Annotated in this window: 16 protein-coding genes and 1 pseudogene; 10 read left to right on the top strand and 7 right to left on the bottom strand. The window is 61.5% G+C overall.

What is annotated here, in order from left to right; genetic code table 11:
• Positions 1-667: 667 nt before the first annotated feature.
• Positions 668-1135: a CBS domain-containing protein gene (locus BG61_RS31215; RefSeq protein WP_035928829.1), complete on the top strand. Its 468-nt coding sequence runs from the start codon at positions 668-670 to the stop codon at positions 1133-1135.
• Positions 1136-1791: 656 nt separating this feature from the next.
• On the opposite strand, the gene BG61_RS31210 is transcribed toward BG61_RS31215, so the two are convergent.
• Positions 1792-3285, bottom strand: coding sequence for a carotenoid oxygenase family protein (locus BG61_RS31210; protein ID WP_035928422.1), 1494 nt, complete (start codon positions 3283-3285; stop codon positions 1792-1794).
• 806 nt (positions 3286-4091) lie between these two features.
• Here BG61_RS31210 and BG61_RS31205 point away from each other — a divergent pair.
• The 3 genes from BG61_RS31205 (at position 4092) to BG61_RS31195 (ending at position 8761) form a co-directional block, all read left to right on the top strand.
• On the top strand, positions 4092-4739 hold the full coding sequence (locus BG61_RS31205; RefSeq protein WP_051672910.1) for a TetR/AcrR family transcriptional regulator: 648 nt from the start codon (positions 4092-4094) through the stop codon (positions 4737-4739).
• Between the two features lie 84 nt (positions 4740-4823).
• Positions 4824-7628, top strand: a complete 2805-nt coding sequence (locus tag BG61_RS31200; RefSeq protein ID WP_035928424.1) for a helix-turn-helix transcriptional regulator — start codon at positions 4824-4826, stop codon at positions 7626-7628.
• 146 nt (positions 7629-7774) lie between these two features.
• Positions 7775-8761 (top strand): alpha/beta hydrolase, encoded by a 987-nt coding sequence (locus BG61_RS31195; protein WP_129572080.1) that lies wholly within the window; start codon positions 7775-7777, stop codon positions 8759-8761.
• On the opposite strand, the gene BG61_RS42305 is transcribed toward BG61_RS31195, so the two are convergent.
• Both BG61_RS42305 and BG61_RS31185 read right to left on the bottom strand, forming a co-directional pair.
• Positions 8722-9018, bottom strand: a complete 297-nt coding sequence (locus tag BG61_RS42305) for a hypothetical protein (RefSeq protein ID WP_035942562.1) — start codon at positions 9016-9018, stop codon at positions 8722-8724. The two genes, BG61_RS31195 and BG61_RS42305, sit on opposite strands and share 40 nt — an antisense overlap.
• Positions 9019-9163: 145 nt before the next feature.
• Positions 9164-10075: a M28 family peptidase gene (locus BG61_RS31185; protein ID WP_063741144.1), complete on the bottom strand. Its 912-nt coding sequence runs from the start codon at positions 10073-10075 to the stop codon at positions 9164-9166.
• A 376-nt stretch (positions 10076-10451) separates the two neighbouring features.
• On the opposite strand from BG61_RS31185, the gene BG61_RS31180 reads away from it, so the two are divergent.
• Positions 10452-10667, top strand: coding sequence for a hypothetical protein (locus tag BG61_RS31180; RefSeq protein WP_035928426.1), 216 nt, complete (start codon positions 10452-10454; stop codon positions 10665-10667).
• A complete protein-coding gene (locus BG61_RS31175; RefSeq protein ID WP_051672909.1) occupies positions 10651-11241 on the top strand; it encodes a CBS domain-containing protein in 591 nt (196 codons plus the stop codon). The genes BG61_RS31180 and BG61_RS31175 overlap by 17 nt, the downstream gene beginning before the upstream one ends.
• A 166-nt stretch (positions 11242-11407) precedes the next feature.
• Here the strand turns inward: BG61_RS31175 and BG61_RS31170 are convergent, their stop codons facing one another.
• Positions 11408-12013, bottom strand: coding sequence for a TetR/AcrR family transcriptional regulator (locus BG61_RS31170; RefSeq protein WP_035928428.1), 606 nt, complete (start codon positions 12011-12013; stop codon positions 11408-11410).
• A gap of 332 nt (positions 12014-12345) precedes the next feature.
• Here BG61_RS31170 and BG61_RS31165 point away from each other — a divergent pair, with 332 nt between their 5' ends.
• The 4 genes from BG61_RS31165 (at position 12346) to BG61_RS31150 (ending at position 16215) form a co-directional block, all read left to right on the top strand.
• Positions 12346-13053 carry a glutathione S-transferase family protein gene (locus tag BG61_RS31165; protein WP_035928430.1) on the top strand — a complete coding sequence of 236 codons (708 nt, stop codon included), beginning with the start codon at positions 12346-12348 and terminating at the stop codon, positions 13051-13053.
• Between the two features lie 149 nt (positions 13054-13202).
• Positions 13203-14123 (top strand): ketopantoate reductase family protein, encoded by a 921-nt coding sequence (locus BG61_RS31160; protein ID WP_035928431.1) that lies wholly within the window; start codon positions 13203-13205, stop codon positions 14121-14123.
• A 107-nt stretch (positions 14124-14230) separates the two neighbouring features.
• Positions 14231-15325 carry an enolase C-terminal domain-like protein gene (locus tag BG61_RS31155; RefSeq protein WP_035928433.1) on the top strand — a complete coding sequence of 365 codons (1095 nt, stop codon included), beginning with the start codon at positions 14231-14233 and terminating at the stop codon, positions 15323-15325.
• Between the two features lie 200 nt (positions 15326-15525).
• A complete protein-coding gene (locus tag BG61_RS31150) occupies positions 15526-16215 on the top strand; it encodes a haloacid dehalogenase type II (protein WP_035928435.1) in 690 nt (229 codons plus the stop codon).
• 365 nt (positions 16216-16580) lie between these two features.
• On the opposite strand, the gene BG61_RS31145 is transcribed toward BG61_RS31150, so the two are convergent.
• The 3 genes and pseudogenes from BG61_RS31145 to BG61_RS31135 form a co-directional block, all read right to left on the bottom strand.
• The gene (locus tag BG61_RS31145; RefSeq protein ID WP_035928437.1) at positions 16581-17114 is read right to left on the bottom strand and encodes a cytochrome b; all 534 of its coding nucleotides are present in this window, start codon (positions 17112-17114) and stop codon (positions 16581-16583) included.
• Positions 17114-18172, bottom strand: a complete 1059-nt coding sequence (locus tag BG61_RS31140) for a catalase family peroxidase (RefSeq protein ID WP_035928439.1) — start codon at positions 18170-18172, stop codon at positions 17114-17116. Before BG61_RS31140 ends, BG61_RS31145 begins: the two co-directional genes overlap by 1 nt.
• A gap of 378 nt (positions 18173-18550) precedes the next feature.
• Positions 18551-19174: pseudogene (locus BG61_RS31135) on the bottom strand (AraC family transcriptional regulator); the annotation flags it as partial.
• Positions 19175-19234: the final 60 nt, after the last annotated feature.

The raw sequence follows: 19234 nt of genomic DNA, 5'->3' as shown, positions 1-19234 counted from the left end.
TGACAGCTATCGTGCGGACTCGGGATGGCACATCGACGCATTCAAGCGTTCAGGGGCTCGGGCATCACGGAAACAAGCCCAGCGCCGGTGATCCGCCTAATTAACCATAGCAGGTAGGCTGCAGGGCCAGTAGATCGAAATCGACAACAATGACCGCTCGGGCCATGCGTGCCAGTTCTGCCATGTCCTGACACGTCCGGAACATCGCTCGAAGACAAGGGACGCACGACACGGCCCGACCGCTGGCGTTGACGAATGAGCTGACGGACCTAGTCTGCATCCGAAGGTCCGATACCTGGACGAAGCCCTACGTTCGAAGTCCGCGCGAACGCGCGGGCCAACGGCCCTACATCGCCGAACCCGGTCCGACATTGAACGGCCGCCGGTCGGCCGCGTCGGTCAGCAGTGTCTGCCTTGGCAGAGTGCATTAATCGAATGGCCGAAATTTCGTCCCGCCACCAAAGACGGTATCTGCTTTCTGGCAAGTCTGTAACAAGCCCTCTATCCTAGAGAGGGTAGGTCCAAGCTCGCTAAACATTTGTCACCGCAACATGCCGACGATAGATTTGCTCGGTGACTACGCAGGTTTTGCGGACGCTACCCTTTCTTCGTGAGCAGATCGATGGCACTGGCGTGCGCAAATGCCGGTCCTCTACTGGAGACGACCATGAAAAAGGAGAGAAAGACGGCTCGGCAAATTCTGTCTGAGAACCCTCGGGAACTGATCTCAGTCGGCCCCGCTGACGCCGTGCTAACTGCGCTGCGTCTGATGGCCGACAAGGATGTCACAACCGTGTTGGTGTTGCACGGCAGCAATCTTGTCGGCATCCTGTCCCAGCGCGACTACGCTCGCAAGGTCGAACTGGCCGGCCGCAGCGCCGCCGAGACGAAGGTAGACGAGATCATGACTAACCAGGTGTTTTACGTCACGCCCGAGCACACCTGTGACCAGTGCTTGGCGTTGATGCATACCAGGCGGATCCGGCATCTGCCGGTCGTCGATTCCGGGCAGATTATCGGCGTGCTGTCCAACAGTGACGTCCTCGAGGAACTGATCCAGGAGGACGAACATTTCATCAGCATTCTCGAGCATGACATGCGCTACCTGACCATCGATACCGGCGGCGCCTATTAAGCATTCGCGCGCCGAGAAGCATGGACGTGGTGCCCCTCCAATCAACCTTGGGTGATCTCAGGCAGCCTCCCCATCCAGAAACGCCTGACCACTTTGGACAAGAAAAACCACGGGCGCCAGTATTTTGGGGACTTCAGCCATAAACGACCTGCCAAATCCGTTCGACAGCGAGCAGGACGGACATAAGGGCTACCTGGAAGGTCCGTTGTTTGAGCAGAGAGGCCGCCTGAATAACCGTGTGAGGGCGATGGCGAACGGCCGCAGATGGCCGAACTCCGAAACCCGATCCAGCGACGGGCCACGCTTTCTTCCCAGTCAACCCGCATGCGGTAATCTGCTGCGAGCACAGCGCCCCGACCGTAGCTCGGTTTTGGTCATTCACTTCGCAATCGTCCCAGTACCGCGGCGGGTCGCGATGTTGCGCATAGCGTAGATCGAGCCACACGGACCGTCTGGTCTTGGTACCAGTTTGAGCAGACCGGATCAACGATCCTCTCAAGGATTCGACCATTCGCCGGTTATGCAAGCATTCCCTATCATGTACGGGATTTCGCCGTTTCCGATCCTTATCGCGACAGATCCAGCCCGAGCGCATTGGCGAATGCTTGCCCTGATTTCGCCACGACGATCGAGCGATGGACGCCGGGGGCTGCTCATCAGGTGCGGGAAATCCAGTTGCCGTGCAGTCCCTGCGGCACGCGCTGGGGCATCTCGATCACGGCGACGGGCGGCTCCTCGATGCAGCGCGCATCCAGCAGCACCAGGTTGCTGCCTTGGCGCACCGGATCGTAAGTGAAGGCCGCCAGGTAACCATCGTCCTCCGTACGACCGCCCGGCTTTGGCACGAAGGCGGCCTCACCAACGATCTGGTTGCCCAGGTCATGGCGCGTGTATCGGCCGGTCTCCGTGTCAAGCTTGAGCACCGTGTTGAACACCGCCGGGGGCGGGTTGACCTCCTTGAGCGAGGAAGTCAAGGTGGGCATGTAGACGAAGCGAGTGGGCAGCGCCTCGCGCAGGTGATTAAAGCGCGGGAATTCGGTGATCTCGTTCGAGAAACCGGCTACCTTGAAGTTGCGGCGCGCCGGATCGATGGTCATGCGCTTGAATGTAGGGATAGGGCCGTTCACCAATGCAAATTTGTCGTGCTGCACATAGTCCACGACGATCTGCCGGCCGCGCTCGAAGCCGTTGGCGAAGTGGAAGACAAAAAACGGCTCACCTTCGATCCAGATGGGGTCGCCGCCGTCCAGCGGCAACAATGCGATCCGCATGCCTAGATCAGGACGCCATTGCAACATCGACTGGCCCGCTTTCGCCGCCTGGGCGTCGAACACCGCGGGCCCGGCGATGAGAACCACGTAGTGCTCTGTCAGGATGAAGTCGTGGATCATCGTCGGCATCGGCAGTTCCACGGATCTCGTGTTCACCAGCACCCCGGAAGCGTTGATGCGATGAAACTTCACCGTCGGCGTGCGCCAGCTGTATTCGAGCGCATAGAGATCGCCCGTGCGCGGGTGGTGCCGATTGTGAGCGCCCAGGCGCAGCGGTTCGGAGCCGCCTGCGGTCCACTCGCCGAGGGTGTCCAGTTGCACGCTCATCTCGTAGCTGGTCGTGGCCTCGTTGAGCGCGATCAATCGGCCGCCGTGCCGGATGATGTTGACGAAGGCGCCGTTCTTGAGCTGCGACGGAACTTCACCCGGAAGGAACACGCCGGCATCGACGGGCACCGGATGCGTGAAGCTGCCGAAGACCGCCCGGCCGGCGCGGCGTTCCACCGTCAGGCTTTCCGTCGTCACGAAGCGGTTGCGGTAGTGGGCCTTCCCGCTCTCGATGTAGACGGCATGGATCATGCCGTCGCCGTCGAGCGGATAGGCGTAGCCGATTGGCTTGAACTCCGGGTTAGGTCCGTTGCGCATGTAGACACCGCGCAAGTCGGCGGGAATCCGCCCCGAAATCACCCGCAGGTCGCGAGCGTCGACCTCGCGCTGCACCGGAAGGAAGTTGCCGCTGAGGTGCGGATCGTTTGAAACCCAAGGCACATCTGCCGGCTCGTCGGCCCTGGCCAGAGGCCACAGCGCATGACTGCCGATGAGCGCCGCGCCGCAGACGGTCAGACGATGAAACGAGCGACGTGTAAGTCGAAGCGACATGCGGAGCACCTCAGTGGATGGAGTCAGTACGCTCCCTGTCGGCGCGGCCGTCAGGGGAACCCAAGTGTCTTGTTGATTCAAATCCTGGTCGGGATGATCCAGTTGATGCCGCTCACCCGTTGCTGAATCGCAGCGGGTGACAGAACGGGCAATCTGGCCTCCAGCCTTGTCCGGCGCGGGCTGCGGCCCTTCCTACGCTAGCAAATGCCGTGAACATGTAGCAATCAACGAACGTCAACACCAGCCGCTGCGGGTCACTGTGAGCGCCCTCACCCCGAGCCCCTCGAGTAGCAGCGTCGCTGTGAGTACCGCTAACCCGGCGCCGAGCGCGAGGACCGGCACGTCAACATCCGAATTCTTGAGATTCTTCATTCGAATTCATCTGATGACATACTGGTTGAGCGTTGAGGAAAATTCCGCATGATCGACAGCGGTACCCAGCATGGGTGCTGCGCCCGCAATCAACCGTGAACCAATTAAACTCGATGTGAATTAGATTGTCAAATTGAGATTGACTGTCATTCCGACATGAGAAACTGTCTGACATGATGTGCTTCGCCAAAGCCGGGGTAGCAGGACAAAGCCCTTTTTAGCTTCCGCCAGTTTGAAGAGAGGAAGCTGCTCGAATGGAAAATCTTCGGCGAGTCCCATGACATACGCCATGCCTCCACATGTCATGAACCACGGAACATGCTGGAGGCCATGACAGCCATTCGCACGATGGCTTTGAGTAAAATGACGCTGAACTCCGGTTGCATCATGTGCCGAACGGGCTAGCTTTTAGGATAGGTACGAGTGAAGACAACATGGCAACAATAGATCTGGAACGACGCGCTGAGATCGGACGACTAAAGCGGGAGAAAACGCGGGCAGCACTCATCGACTCGTCGTTGAGAGTCGTTGCACAGTTCGGATTTGAAGCGCCGACACTCGACGATTTCATCGCCGCCGCGGGTGTTGCACGCGGCACGTTCTACAACTACTTCCAGACGAAGGAGTCACTATTCCTCGCAATGGCCGGTCACGTAGCCGATTCGGTGGACGCAGAGATCCTGCAGCTTTTCAAGGGCATCGATGACCCGGCCCAGCGCATTGCCATTGCAATACGGCATTTCATTCGTATCAGCAAACGCAATCCGGACTGGGGATGGGTGTTGGTGCATACCTTACCGGATACGTCTGGCGGCTGGAGCGAGGGAATGCGACGCGGGGTACTCGCGGATATCCGCCGGGGGCGCAAGCTTGGCCGATTCAAGATCGCATCGGTTGAAGCGGCTGTCGCGCTGGGCATCGGCACCTTGGGCGCAGCAATCCGGGCGACCCTCGTTGAGCGCACGTCGGCCAGCTTTCCGAACGCCGTTGCTGCAATGACGCTGCAAGGGCTGGGCATGGTCCGCGAAGAAGCGGAAGAAATCGCTACGATGCCATTGCCCGAAGTCGACAGGCAAGCCTAGTACATCGGGGCACCCCACTTGGCAGATGGTAGGATGTGCCCAGGCTTGACATAGTCTTGGCGACGCCTCTGAGGCGGTTGTGGGATGACCAAACGGTCGAAAAAGGCATACTTGCCGCAGCCGAAGCGGCGCACGGCTGCCAACCAATCTGTGCCCCTCGTTTTGCAGGGCCGAGAGCGGGATATTGCTCTGATCGAGCATCTGATCGAGCGGATCGATCAGGGTGGATCGACACTGGTTATCAGCGGTGAGCCCGGGATCGGGAAATCTGCGCTTCTCGAGGTGGCCAGTTATCGAGCGCGTGAACACGGGGTCACCGTATTGACGATGACCGGCGTCCTTGCCGAAGTCCATTTGCCGTTCGCGGCACTCGAGCAGGCACTGCGTCCGCTTATGAAGCGCGCGGCGACCCTGGTCCCTCGCCAGCGATCCGCCTTGCTGGCGGCCCTCGGCAAGTGCGACGACACAGGGGCGCCGGATATCTTTCTGGTGGCACTCGCGACGCTGACTCTCCTGACCGAAAGCGCAACCCGTAAGCCTATCCTGCTCGTTGCTGACGATGCCCAGTGGCTGGATCAGGCAACGTTTGAAGTACTGGCTTTCGTCTCGCGCAGATTGAGTTCTGACCCCGTCGTTCTCCTTGTGGCCATGCGCGATGACTTCAACCGTTCGCTCGGCGACGCTTCCACCCTAAGGTTGCGCCTTTCAGGACTCGACGAGGCCGATGCCGAGCGCCTGCTGGATACCCACGCCCAGGATCTCTCGGCCGACCTGCGCAGCCGCTTTCTCAAAGAGGCATCGGGCAATCCTTTGGCGCTTTTGGAACTGCCTCGCGGCAAGCGGGCCGCGGAGGCTCAAGATACGCCGTGGCTTCCCCTGACGGAACGCCTGGAGCGAGCCTTCTCCAGTCGTTTGTCCGATCTTCCGGATGCGGCGCGAACGCTGCTGTTCGTGGCGGCGGAAAACGACGGGACCTCGCTCCACGAAATCCTCTCCGCCGGCGAAGCAGTACTCGGCGAGCGCGCGGGAATCGACGCCCTGGCGCCGGCGATCGCCGCCAAGCTGATCGAGATCGATGGAACGGAGGTGCGGTTCCGGCACCCGCTCGTTCGCTCCGCGATGCATCAGGCGGCTGATCTGGCGACGCGCCAAAGAATTCATGCGGCGCTCGCGGCGGCCATTCAGGATCAACTTGATCGTCGGCTATGGCATCGTGCGGCAGCAACCATCGGATGCGACGACGAACTCGCGGACGACTACGAGCGCATGGCGGCGAGGGCGCTGCGCAGGGGCGCAGTGGCGATGGCGATCGAGGTTCTTGAGAATGCGGCGCGACTGAGCAGCACGGCGAGAGCCAGGAGTGACCGCCTTTTGCGGGCTGCTGAACTTGCCGCCGATCTGGGTCAGCCGGAACTGCTGGAGCGTCTGCTGCGGCAGGCCGATGTGGACGAATCGGATCAGCTCGCGCAGGTACGGGTCGGCTGGTGTCGAGAGATAAGCCAGCCTCCTTCGATCAATGATCCCGGAAAAATCCTGGCTCTGGCTGGCTTCGCCGCCCAGGCCCACGCCGCCGGCGCGAAGGATCTGGCGGGAAATCTCCTGTTGCGCGCCGCGCAACGCTGCTGGTGGAGCAGCGCAAGCGGCGAACTCCGCGCGCGAGTTCTCGCTGCGGCAAACGGACTTGAGTTGCCGGACACGGACCCCCGCTTGATCGCAATCTACGCCTACGTCGAACCGCTTCGTTTGGGAGGCGACTTGCACGTCAAGCTCCAGCGGCTTTCTGAAACAAGAGATGGCGATCCTGCCGATGCGCGCATCCTCGGCAGCACGGCGAATGTCATTGGCGCCTTCGACCTCGGCGTGAGCTTTCTCTCCGAGTCCAGCGCCGCGCTGCGGGAACAGGGGCGGCTCGGCGACCTCGCGCGCGTACTTTTTGCGCAAGGGTGGGCCGAGATGGAGGTCGGCCACTGGACGAGGGCGATGCGCGAGGTCGAGGAAGCCGTCCGCCTGGCCGAAGAGACAGGTGGGATCGCGTGGATCGCCGCGGCTACGATCGTGAAAGCCAGGCTTGCAGGCATGCAAGGTAATCTGGAGCAATCCGAGGCGCATGCGGCGGAGGCGGAGCGCCTGATTCTATCCATCGGCGCCAGCTTTTTGCTGGCGTTGTTGCAGATCGCGCGAGGTATATCGGCGATCGGAGCGGGCCGGCATTGGGAAGCGTACGAACAGCTGCGGCGCCTTTTCTCCCCTGCCGACCCGGCCTTCAATTCCGATCTTCAGTTCTTCGGGCTCGCGGATTTCGTGGAAGCCTGCGTTTTTTCCGGCAATGCGGAGGCGGCCCGTGGCGTGATCGAGGAGATGGAGCATGTCTCGGCTCCGATGCCAGTGCCGTGGGTCGAGACGATGCTGCATTATGGCAAGGCGCTGCTCGCCGAGCCGGCGGACGCCGAGCGCCTATTCCTGCAAGGCCTGGGGCCGGCCGCGAAGAACTGGCCGTTTTTGCGAGGACGCCTTCTCCTGGCTTACGGCGGATGGCTGCGTCGCCAGCGCAGGCCCGCCAACGCAAGAGCTCCGTTGCGCGAGGCTCGCGATATCTTCGATGCGCTCGGCGCTTCGCCCTGGAGCGACCGCGCGCGCGAGGAACTGCGTGCTTCGGGCGAATCCAGCCGCCGGCGAACGGAGCGTGTATGGGAGACGCTGACCCCGCAGGAGCTTCACGTCGCGCAGCTCGCTGCTGAAGGGCTTTCGAACAAGGAAATTGGTATCAGGCTGTACCTGTCTCACCGAACTGTTGGATACCACCTGCACCAGATCTTTGCGAAGACCGGGATTACGTCCCGGTCTTCGCTGGGCTCTATTCTTGCCGACGTTGAAAACCGAGGAGATTGACGGCCGATCTGTCATCGGACTGGTCATTTGACAGAAGCGGGCGCCCCCTTCTCCCGAGCAAACTGCACCACTCCATACAAACTTTGGAGAGGATGACCATGAAGCTCGTGTTTTCACTCGCAACAATAACCCTAGGAGCAGCTCTCATGACGCAAACCGTCTTTGCGGCCCCGGATGCCGCCACCGATCCCCGGATCGCCCCCGAGGTTCGCGCCTTCCTGCAAGAAATCAATAAGGATTCGAGCCCGTTCTGGGAACTCCCCCAGCCAAAGCCACAAGAGATCCTGACAGCGCTTCAGAACAAGACCCCGGTCGATATGTCCGGGGTGAAGACGACCGAGCAGACCATCACCCAGGATGGTCAAACCGTGAAGATCTATATCATGAAACCCGAGCAGGTTACCGGGAAGCCCGGCGTGCTGCTGTTCATTCACGGCGGCGTCTGGATCGTTGGGAACTTCCAGAACCATCAGCGTCTGCTGCGGGATCTCGTGGTCAACTCCGGCCAGATCGGCGTGTTCGTCGAGTACACGTCCTTGCCCGAGGCGCGCTTCCCCACTCAGCTCAATCAATCCTATGCCGTGCTCAAGTGGGTGGCGACCCACGCCGACGAGTTCGGCGCGGACGGCAGCCGGATCGCAGTGGCCGGCAACTCGGTGGGCGGCAACATGACCGCGGCGCTGACGCTCATGGCCAAAGACCGCGGCGGCCCGAAGATCAGCTACCAGGTTCTGATGATCCCGGCGACCGACGCCAGCGTGGACACCGCGTCTTACCATCAATACGGCACGGGGCGATTCCTGGCCCGCGCCTTCATGAAGTACGGCTGGGATCTGTACGCACCGGATGCTGCGGAGCGCAGTAACCCCTATGTCTCGCCACTGCGCGCCAGCTTGCAGCAACTGCATGGACTTCCGCCGGCCCTGGTCGTGACCTCGGAAAACGACCCGTTGCGCGACGAAGGCGAGGCCTACGCCCGCAAGCTCAAGGAGGCCGGGGTTTCCGTGATCGCTACCCGTTACAACGGGATGATCCACGACTTCGTCCTGTTGAACGGCATCCAGACGGACCCTGAGCCCCAAGCCGCGATCCGTCAGATGTCTGCCGAGATCAAGACCCATTTGACGCCCTGATCCAAATCTGTGAGCAAGAAGGCGGCGCCGGTCGCCGCCTGCTCGCCGGTGCGATCGTAGGGTACATCGCACCGGCCTCCCTTTTCCTGAACCGGTGCGCGTTTGGGCGCGCCGGCGCACTCCTCTTCTTCGAACTGCTGCAGTCTTCGGGTCACAGTGTGCGACATTGCTGACTCGGCACGTCGGCCTCCAAGGATAACCAGATGGAACCCGCGACCATAGCCATTAATCTGGCCAAGCGCGTTTTTCAGATCCATTTCGTCGATCCTGAGTCGGGCGCAATTCACAGTTTCCACAGTTTCGATTGAGCAAGGGCAACAACGCAAACGGCTCAGCGGCAAATGCCGACGCCGCCGCTCGCGCCAGATCTGGCTCGATTCGCATCAGGCATCATGCATCGCGTCAAGCGGACCGTGCCCGTGCCGGATTCGCGGCTCCCGGTCCCAGCAGAGCGACGCTCTCCGCCAAGCCGCGTGTCACTGCGGCCATGCGAACATAGTCCAGCGTCGCAGGGACGTCGTGCGCCGTGTGGTAGTGCGGATTGCGCAGGTAGGCGGTATCCGTCACCATCACGGCCGGATAGCCCTGGCGCCAGAACGAAGAGTGATCACTCGACGCGACGCCGGGCACCCACCATGGAAGCGCCGCCGCCTCGAGCGGAAAATCGGATGAAGCCTGGAACGCGTCGACAAGCCATCGCAGCCGACGCGCCCAGCGAAGATTGGAAACGAAACCGATAAAGTTGCCACACTCTGGATAAAAGCGGTGCAGCAGAGGCGGATACGTTTGAGTGCCCGGTTCGTCGCGATAGTAGCCCAGCATCTCGAGTGAAAGCATCAGGCGGATGCGGTCCCCGCGCTGCCGTGCTGCCCTCGCGTACCTCAGGCTACCCATGTCGCGGCGGAAGAAAAAGGGCGCTTCCTCATTGACGAACGCAACGCAACGCACGGTGTACCGTGGCGGGAAAGCCCCGAGCATGCCCGCGATTTCGAGCAGCGCGGCGACGCCGCTCGCGTTATCGTCGGCCCCGGGGCTGTTGCGCACGGTGTCGTAATGCGCGCCGAGCACGATGATTTCATCAGCGTGAACGGAGCCTGCGAGCGCGACTTCGATGTTGGCGCAGGGAACGCCTTGAACCTGATAGTTCTGACGGGTCGCCACGCAGCCGCGCCCGGCCCATTGCTGAGAGATATAGTCTGCAGCCGCATGCAACGCGTCCGGCCGAAACACGTTGCGTTCGCCGATGTCCCCCGCCAGCACCTGCACGTGGCGCTCCAGCGCCGCAGCCAGATCGAGGATGCGCGAAGTCCGCATGCAATTTGCTCCTTCCCGTGGCGAACAGGAATCGCGATCGGCGTTTCTGCAAGTTCGCGTCTCTGAAACACAGAGCGACGGTGCTGAACGCGGTACCTGCAGCATACCGGGGGCGGGTCAGAAAGCGTGGACCCGCGGCATTGCCCTGGCCGGGCCACCGCGATAGATAGTGGAGCGACGAAGTGGCAGACGGGTCTCGATAACGGCTTCTTATCGACTCCATTCTAATCCCGTCTTGGACGGCCGATGTCGTGCCCGGCAGAATGGGAGTGGCTGCACCAGGACAGGCACGATCGCCGGGGGGCGGCGAACGTTGCTCACGGCTTGCGGCAACGCGCGCATCAAGCCGATGAATCAGTCAGATCGGAGAGCATACATGGACGTGCTGATCGTAGTGTCGATCGTCATCCTGGCATCGGGGGCTTTCGCTACGTTCCCGGTGGCGGCGTTTCTTCCCCACAGTGTCCTGATCCGGGCTGACAAGCACGGGCGTTTGTCCGGACTCGGAGACGAGGTGGCGTGGGGCGCGAAGTCATCGGTGGCGGAACGCCATCTCGAACCAGCGCGAGCCAGGCATGTCAGCCCAGTTTGACTTCTCCCGGTGGCTTGCCGGTCTTCGCCGGGCTACTGAACTGCTCGACGCGCGACAGTTTCTTCAAGGGCGCTCGCAGCCGTGCCAGCCGGACATGGTCCGCTTGGAGAAGTTGCGTGACCATTTCGAACAGCAAGCGCACTTCCGCACGCTCATGGAACTGACGTGCGCGGACGTGATGCGCAGTCCCGTCACTAGCGTCACAGGCGACCAGCGTATCGAAGATGCACTGGCTTTGCTCGACAGGCGCCGCATCAAGCTGTTGCCTGTAGTCAAAGCCGGAAATCGGCTGATCGGCGTCGTCACGCGCGTGGATCTCGATCCCATGGGGCACATCGGGCACGGGTCGCGAAGCGACCGCGCTGCGAGGGAATGGAGGTTGTCACCGGTTCGCAGCGTGCTCTCCACCGCTGTCGTAACGGTTGCTGCGACGACGCTGGTAGCAGACGTCTTGCCGCTGTTCACCTCGAAAGGACACCATCACCTGCCCGTCGTGCTCGACGATGATGAAGTCATCGGCATGCTCACGCAATCCGATATCGTCGGGATCATGTGCAGCAACAGAGTGCCCTGACGCCTAGTCGTGCGTTGTTACCCGTCACAACGCAGAGAACGTGGTGGCGGTCGTTGCACCATGCTCGCATACGCGCTTCGGGTCACCGTTTTGACGCGCGTCCCGAGAAATCGTCGAGGCATGCCGACCGATGCTTCTGGCGATCTCGCGATACCGCCGCACTTCCTCACCTTCGTGTCGCGCTATCCGGCTCATCCAGCAATGCCAATGCTGGCCGCAGGATGCCTTCCAGCAGCGGGCGCTCCTGCCTGGTCCGCGCAAGGACGCGCACGCCGACCAGCACGCCCAGCAGCAGACGGGCGACGTCCTTGGGTGACAACCCGGTGTTGATCGTCCCGTCGAGCTGGCCGGCTTTCACGCAGCGATAAAAGAACGCCTCCATCTGCTTCGTAACGTCAGCGACGACCTGCTGAAACTCGGGATCGTGAGGAGCTACTTCCAGTGCCGAATTGAAAATCAGGCAGCCCTTACGCTGCGGATCCTTAAGAGACATCGCGATGATTTCATCGAAGAAGGCCTTGATGGCCTCGCGCGGTGGCAGGTGTCCTTCAAAGCGGCGCACCCGGTCGCGAAAACTCCGTTCAACATATTGAGCCAGCGCCTTGCGATAAAGCGACCGCTTGTCGCCAAAGGCATTGTACAAGCTCGGGCCAGTGATGCCCATCTTGTCCGTGAGTTCGCGCATCGAAGTGGCTTCGTAGCCGCGCAACCAGAAACACTCGATTGCCGCGTCGAGCACTGCCTCTTCGTCGAATTCTCTGGGTCTTGCCATCTTGCCAAGTGTCGTTGTATCTGGCGTCTTCCGCGTGTGAGCACGATCATCAACGCAAATGCGGGTTGCCGCAACTGGGATTTCAATCTATTCTATAACGGTCAATCTAAAATGGGTGCTGGTCCGGTGAAGCCGCTGCAAACAACGTGCCTACGGCCTTGATGACCGCTGCGTGCACCATGCTCGCCTCACCTGCCGCGTTCCGCGCGAGCAGGTATTCAGCGACAGCGCCTCATCGCAGCGATTGTGCTTTGCGAGAATTCGGCAGCCTATGTTCCCGCCACAATGACGAACCCTGACTCAAACGTCTCCATCAACGAGCGACCACCGTTATGATCCGCTTTTATTTTCACCCGACGCCCAATCCTGCCAAGGTCGCCCTGCTGTTGGAGGAGGCGCAGTTGCCCTATCAGGTCATACCGGTCGATACGAGCAAAGGCGACCAGCACAAGCCGGAATTTCGGGAGGTCAATCCCAACGGCAAGGTGCCGGCGATTGTCGATACGGACGGGCCTGGAGGAACGGAAGTGCGTGTGTTCGATTCGACCGCGATCCTTCTGTATTTGGCAGAGAAGACTGGCAAGTTCCTCGGTGCGTCAACCGACCGGCCGGAACTGTTGTCGTGGCTGATGTTGATCGCCACCGGCGTGGGGCCATTTTCGGGGCAGGCAGTTCATTTCCAGTACGCGGCGCCGGCAGGGCTCGACTACGCGATCAACCGTTATCGCCGCGAGGCGGAGAGGCACTACCGGGTGCTGGATCGTCACCTGGCCGGACGCGAGTATTTCATCGGCGCCGAATATACGATCGCGGACATGTCGGCCTGGGGCTGGCTCGATCGCGCCGCGCGAGTCCTCAAGGGCGAGGACGTTCCGCTAGCGGCTTTCCCGAATTTGAAAAGCTGGTTCGAGCGTATCGACGCGCGACCGGCGGTCGTGCGTGCGCGCGCCGTGGGACAGGACCATGCATTCAAGCGGGTCAACGACGAAGAGACAAAACGTGCACTGTTTCCCTCGAATTATCCGGACGTGGTTCTCTAAGACCAACTGCCGCGACGCAATCTGTCGGTACGGTACAGGCTCGTAGGCAGAACAGATTCAACGGATGGCCGTGATCTCCAAGGCCTCGAGTCAAGACAGAAGAGCTTCGAAACACGTGTCGCTAATCGAGTCATCGAAGGAATCACAGCATGAAGATCGCGATCCTGGCAGCCGGAGGTGTCGGCGGATATTTCGGCGCGAGACTCGCTGCGGCAGGATACGACGTGACGTTCGTCGCGCGTGGCAAGCATCTGGCGGCGATCAGGAAGAACGGCTTGCGCGTGACGAGCCCTTTGGGCGATCTCGTGATAGAGCATCCAAAGGTCGTCGAAGAGATCGACTCGATCGGCAAGGTCGATCTCGTGCTGCTCGCCGTGAAGCTATGGGATACCGAAGCAGCGGCGCGGTCGCTCAAGTCCGTAGTCGCGCAGGGGGCTGCGGTCGTCTCGTTTCAGAATGGCGTTCAAAAGGACGACGTCCTCGCGCGCCATCTGCCGAGAGAGGCAATCATCGGCGGCGTGTGCTACATCGCCGCAGTGATTTCCGAGCCCGGTGTGATTGCCCATAGCGGCACGATGCAGAAGCTGGCGTTCGGCGAGTATGACGGAACACGATCGGCGCGCGTCGAAGCGTTCGATCAAGCCTGCCAAAAGGCGGGCATCACGACTGAAGTGAGCAGGGATATCCGTCGCCTGATCTGGGAGAAGTACGTGTTTCTGGTCGGGCTATCCGGAACGACCGCATCGATCCGCAAGCCGATCGGTCCCATCCGCGAAAATCCCCACACGCGCGCCTTTCTGCTCGATGTCATGCACGAAGCGGTCGCAATTGGTCGAGCCAAGGGAGTGGCCCTTCCGGAGAATTACGCCGAAGACCGCCTGGCGTTCTGCGACAGTCTCCCCGCAACCATGACCTCGTCGATGCATCACGATCTCGAACGCGGCAACCGCATGGAACTGCCATGGCTCAGCGGCGGCGTAGCGGATTTCGGCAAGGCGCTGAACATTGCCACACCCAGAAATAGCGCGATCGCGGACATTCTCGAACTATATGCAGCGGGCACACATTAGTTCGCTCCTGCGCCAACGGGCAACGGCCACCAGGGCCAAGCCGTAGCGCCTTTGCACACGCTCACTCGCGGTATCGTCCAACACGCCCCATTGAAGGAGACCCGAACATGACCTCCTCTCCCCTTGCGATCCGTTCGATCAGTGCGGTGGCCGTGTCCGTGCCCATGCAAAGACCGCTAGGCACCAGCGCGCAAACGATCCGCAGCGCCCCCCTGCTGTTGCTCACTCTGGAGACGAACGGCGGAGTGCTGGGTCGCTCGTACGCGTTCTGCTACCTCGAACCAGTCGCACGTGCAATGCAGTCGATGATCGGCGAGCTGGACAAGTTCCTGGCAGGCCATCCCGTTGCGCCGGTTCAGCTTGCGAAATCGCTCGCCCGTTATTTCAGGCTGACCGGTCTGTCCGGTCCGCTCTGCATGATCGCATCGGCCGTGGATGCCGCGGCATGGGATGCGCTGTCGACTGCCGCGAGCATGCCGCTCGCCGCGCTCCTCGGGGGCGCACTCGAACCCGTGAGAGCGTACAACAGCAACGGCCTCGGCCTGATGTCCCCTGCAATGGCCGCCGACGAAGCAGAGGCACTGCTTGCGAGCGGTTTCCTCGCAGTGAAGATGCGCATGGGAAGACCCACGTTCGATGACGACCTCGCTGCGGTTCGCGCCGTGCGCAAGCGCTTGCCGGATGATGTGAAGCTGATGGTGGACTTCAACCAGGCACTGAGCTTCGCCCAGGCAATGGAGTTCTGTCCACGGCTCGACGGAGAAGGCATTTACTGGATCGAGGAGCCCATTCGTCACGACGATTTCGCGCACGCCGCGTTGATCGCGTCGAGCACGACGACGCCGCTCCAGCTCGGTGAGAACATGATCGGCGTTGCGCCACTATTCGACGCGCTGAAGTGCGAAGCAACAGATTACGTGATGTTCGATCTCGATCGTATCGGCGGCGTTTCGGGTTGGCGCCTTGCGTGCGGGCTTGCTTCGGCGGCCGGACGCGAAGTGTCCTCTCACCTCTTTCCGGAGGTGAGCGCGCATTTGCTTGCGGCCACGCCGACCGGCCATTGGCTCGAATACGTCGACTGGGCCAACCCGGTACTCGAAGAATCGCTACGCATCGAGAACGGCATGGCCCTCATACCGGAGCGCCCGGGCAACGGAATGACGTGGAACGAGGACGCGGTCCAGCGCTACCGGCTTGGCTGAGTGATCGACGGCGATTGCGCGAGCCGGCGCGCACGGAGTGGTCCTCCTGGCGGCCGTGGCCTGATCGAGCACTTCCGCGATGCAGCCGACATCCTTACTCCAGCTCGACACCCGCTTGAGCCCTGAAAGTGGCGGAGCCACGCTGCAGCAGCCGGCCGGGACCAGGCCATTCGCCACTCAACCTCTCTTTGGATACAAACATGAAACAGATCAAAGGCATCGTATTCGATCTCTATGGAACGCTGTACGACGTGCATAGCGTGGCAGAACTGTGCAGCCAGCATGCCCCCGGGCGGGGGCTTGAAATCAGCCTCCTCTGGCGCCAGAAGCAGCTCGAATACACGTGGCTGCGCAGCCTGATGGGACAGTACATCTCATTCGAACAGGGCACCGGGGACGCTCTCGTCTATGTGAGCAATCATCTCAAGCTCGACTTGTCCGCAAGGACGCGCGCCGAGTTATGCGACGAGTATCTGAAGCTCAAGCCGTATCCGGAAGTGCCCGCAGCGCTCGAAACCCTGCAGGCGCTCGGCTTGCCGCTCGCGATTCTCTCGAACGGATCGGCACATTCGATTCACAGCGTCGTAGGGAACTCCGGTCTGGAGCACCGCTTTGCGCATCTGATCAGCGTGGACGCCGTGCGGATCTTCAAGCCTCACACCACGGTGTACGAACTGGCGGAGAAGCACCTGGGACTGCATCGCTCGGAGATCATGTTCGTTTCGTCGAACGCATGGGACGCGTCGGGCGCGCACCATTTCGGTTTCCAGGTCAGCTGGATCAATCGCAGCGGCAACACGTTCGAGGAACTGGGTGCGCGTCCCGATCATGTCCTGTCAGGTCTCGACGAATTGCCGGACATCGTGCGGCCCGCGTCGACCGAGCAATAAGCGCCCCAAAAAGACTCGCTCCGAACCTCCCGGTGCATGAGGCCGAGATCGCAGCCGGCGATAGCCTCAATCAGAGTGAGCGACATCGGCATGGACGCGGTGATACTCGTCGTCATCGCGACGACACGGTCAACCACCAGCCGCCGGTCAGTGCCGCTATGGTTTGTCCAGGACCTGCTCCAGGCGATCTGCGTTTGCCTCGCATGAGCGGGAACCAGGAGCGCGCACCGCGCAGGAGCACCGTGTGTCCCGGTATCCGCCCGGAAACCGGGTGTATCGCGTAGCGCGCGTCGATGCCTTTATCGAACCGCTCGCCGGTGCGTTCCTTCAGCGCGTGTTGCGTGAGCAACGCGAAAGCGTCTCTCTCACCGCCACGGCGCCATCGCCTGAAACACCCCATCCCGTCTGACCAGCGCATGAAACAGCGCCGCCGCCAGATGCACGACGATCAGCGCGAAGAAGCACAACGCGAGGAACCTGTGTGCATTCCACAACACCGTATGCAGCTCATTGCTATGCGGCAGAACCGAAGGCAATCGCACGCCGAACACCACGACCGGATAATCCGCCGCCGACAGCATGCCGTACCCCAGCAACGGCAGCGCGATCATCAGCCCATAGAAAGCAAGATGCGACAGATAAGCCGCGAGCTTCATCGGCACCGGCATGTCTGCGGGCAGCGGCGGCGCGCCGCGCACGAGCCGCACGACCAGGCGAATCAGCGCGAGCACGAGTATCACGACACCCAAAGGCTTGTGGATGGACACCAGTGTCAGATAATCGGGCTTGACCGTGGACACCATGCCCACGCCGATAAAAAGCATCGCCAGAATGCAGATCGCCATGACCCAGTGCAAGGCGCGCTGTAGTGGCGAGAACCGCGTGTGGATCGGGTTCATCACTTGGCTCCTTCCGCCGTGGTGTGCGGATAGTCTTTGTCCTCGGCGGTCCTGCGGTTGAACGAAACCGAATAGGCGGCTGAGCGCGCGGCGGGAAACGGGTCGTCGGAGACGCGCATGCCCGGCGGCAGAACGGTGGGATCGAAGTTGAGATCGCGGCACGGCCCGTCAGGCTCGGGCTCGATGGCCTTCACCACCAGCGTTCCCGCCTCCACCGTGCGCCGATCCTCCGGCCAGGCCTTGCTCGGATCGGCAGTCGGGTCGCCCGCATTGGCGACGGTGACCATCATCGACCAGCGCTGCGGCGCGCCGCCCACGCGCTGTGCGATGTCCGCGTCAAGAAAATCGGCGCCCCGCTGCTTCAATTCGTCAGCGGATAGATTCTCGGGCTTAACCGCTGGCACGAACGACCAGCGCACGGTTTCGTCGCGCCCCTCGGCATTCGTGAAAACGAAACTGTTTAGGCTGTTGTAGCGATCCTCCGCGTAGGACGCGGTCCACGGCGCGCTGCCGGCCCATGCGCCGAACGCACCAATCTCCGGGTGAGCGGCGGCGAAGTTCTTCATCGCGTTCGGATCGTCCTTGCGAGCGAGCGCACGCTGCAATTCAAAGAACGCCTGCGGCGTGGCCACGGGAAAGATTGGCGCATCGATCATCGCGGAGCGCCACTCGCTGCCGTCCGGCATGACGATGCGCAGGCTCAGGCCACGCACTCGCGCCATGGCGTCCGACGCTTTAGCGTCCGCTGTGGCGAGATTGAAGCGCCCCGTGACCGGATAGGTGCCGGCGGCGAACATCCGTGCTTTGGACAACTGCGCGGCCCCGCCATTGGATTCGAACTCGCCCGTGAAGCAGATGCCCTTGGCGTGGTTCCGGCGAAAGCCTAGCGCCGGGCCCCCGGGCGGCGCCAGACTGTCGACGAGCTTCGCGGGCGTGAGCCGTCCAGGCGAAAGCCAGCCCGCCGTGTACACGAAGGCCGCTACCAACGCGGCCACGACAACGGCGATGACGATCAGCGAACGGACATTGGATGCGGGGGAATCGGGTCTGCCGGCCATTGGATTCTCTCGATCAACGATTCAGCTAGCGCCTAATCTATCAGCACCGCGCGAATCGTGCACGCCCATGACTCTGAGGCTTTTGAGGCATGGGTGCCGCCGTCATGCGTGCGCGCTTTTTGACTAGCCCTGGGCCCGCTACGAAACTACATTCATTGCAATCAACGACATGCTTTGCGTGACGGCCCCGTCGACCGGCGCGGTCCGCGGATAGTGCACTATAAGGGTGCAGCAAGTTCGATGGACATGGACCGCCTGCAACTCATTCCTAATCCAGTTCGCTCTACGATACTAGTCTTCCTCGGTCGCCAATCGTTGGAAGTTCATTAGTTCGGATAGCGGTGTTCATCGGACCGCTAGTAGCGGTCGCTAATTTCGCTGCACGCGCTCAAGACTATACTGCTGCGACACCTGCGCGGCAACGTTTTGCCCGAGGCGGCAGCCGACGAGACTGAGCATTAGATCAAGCGGCGCGGTACCGCCCGCGCTCGTCAGGCGATCGCGGTCGATCACGAACAGTTCGTCTACAAAATGCACCCGGGGAAATTCCTTGTGCAGCTCGGACAGGCCTTCCCAATCCGCGGTGCAGCGGTAGTCGTCGAGCAACCCCGCCGACATCAACGCGTACGCGCCGGTGCAGATGCCGCCGAGAGGCAGGCCCTGCTGCGCGACATCCTCGAGCAGCGCCCTGACGCTATTATCCACCGCGCTGCGGATCCCGGTCCCGCCGCAGACGATCAGCACATCCGGCCTCCCCGCTTCTTCAAGCGTGCGTGCCGGTTTGACCGCGATGCCGTTGCTGGCGCGCACCGGCACACCATCGGGCGTAAGAATCGACCATCGATAATGCTGCGCGCGACCGACGCTATTCGCCATGCGCAACACTTCGACGGCGTTCGTGAACGCGATCATCGAAAAATTGCGCAGCGTGAGAAAGCCAAAATGCGCGAGGCTTTCCAGCGGCGATTCATTCGTGGCTGACGTCACGTCACTCTCCATCATGCACAGGTATGTCTGGTCGTCGTCGCGAATCGTTGGTCATCTTCGCGACGGGGTGTTGCT

The organism is Caballeronia glathei, assembly GCF_000698595.1.
Taxonomy (GTDB): Bacteria; Pseudomonadota; Gammaproteobacteria; order Burkholderiales; family Burkholderiaceae; genus Caballeronia; species Caballeronia glathei.
Note: the sequence above shows the minus strand (reverse complement) of the source record. Positions and strands in the feature narration are given on the sequence as shown.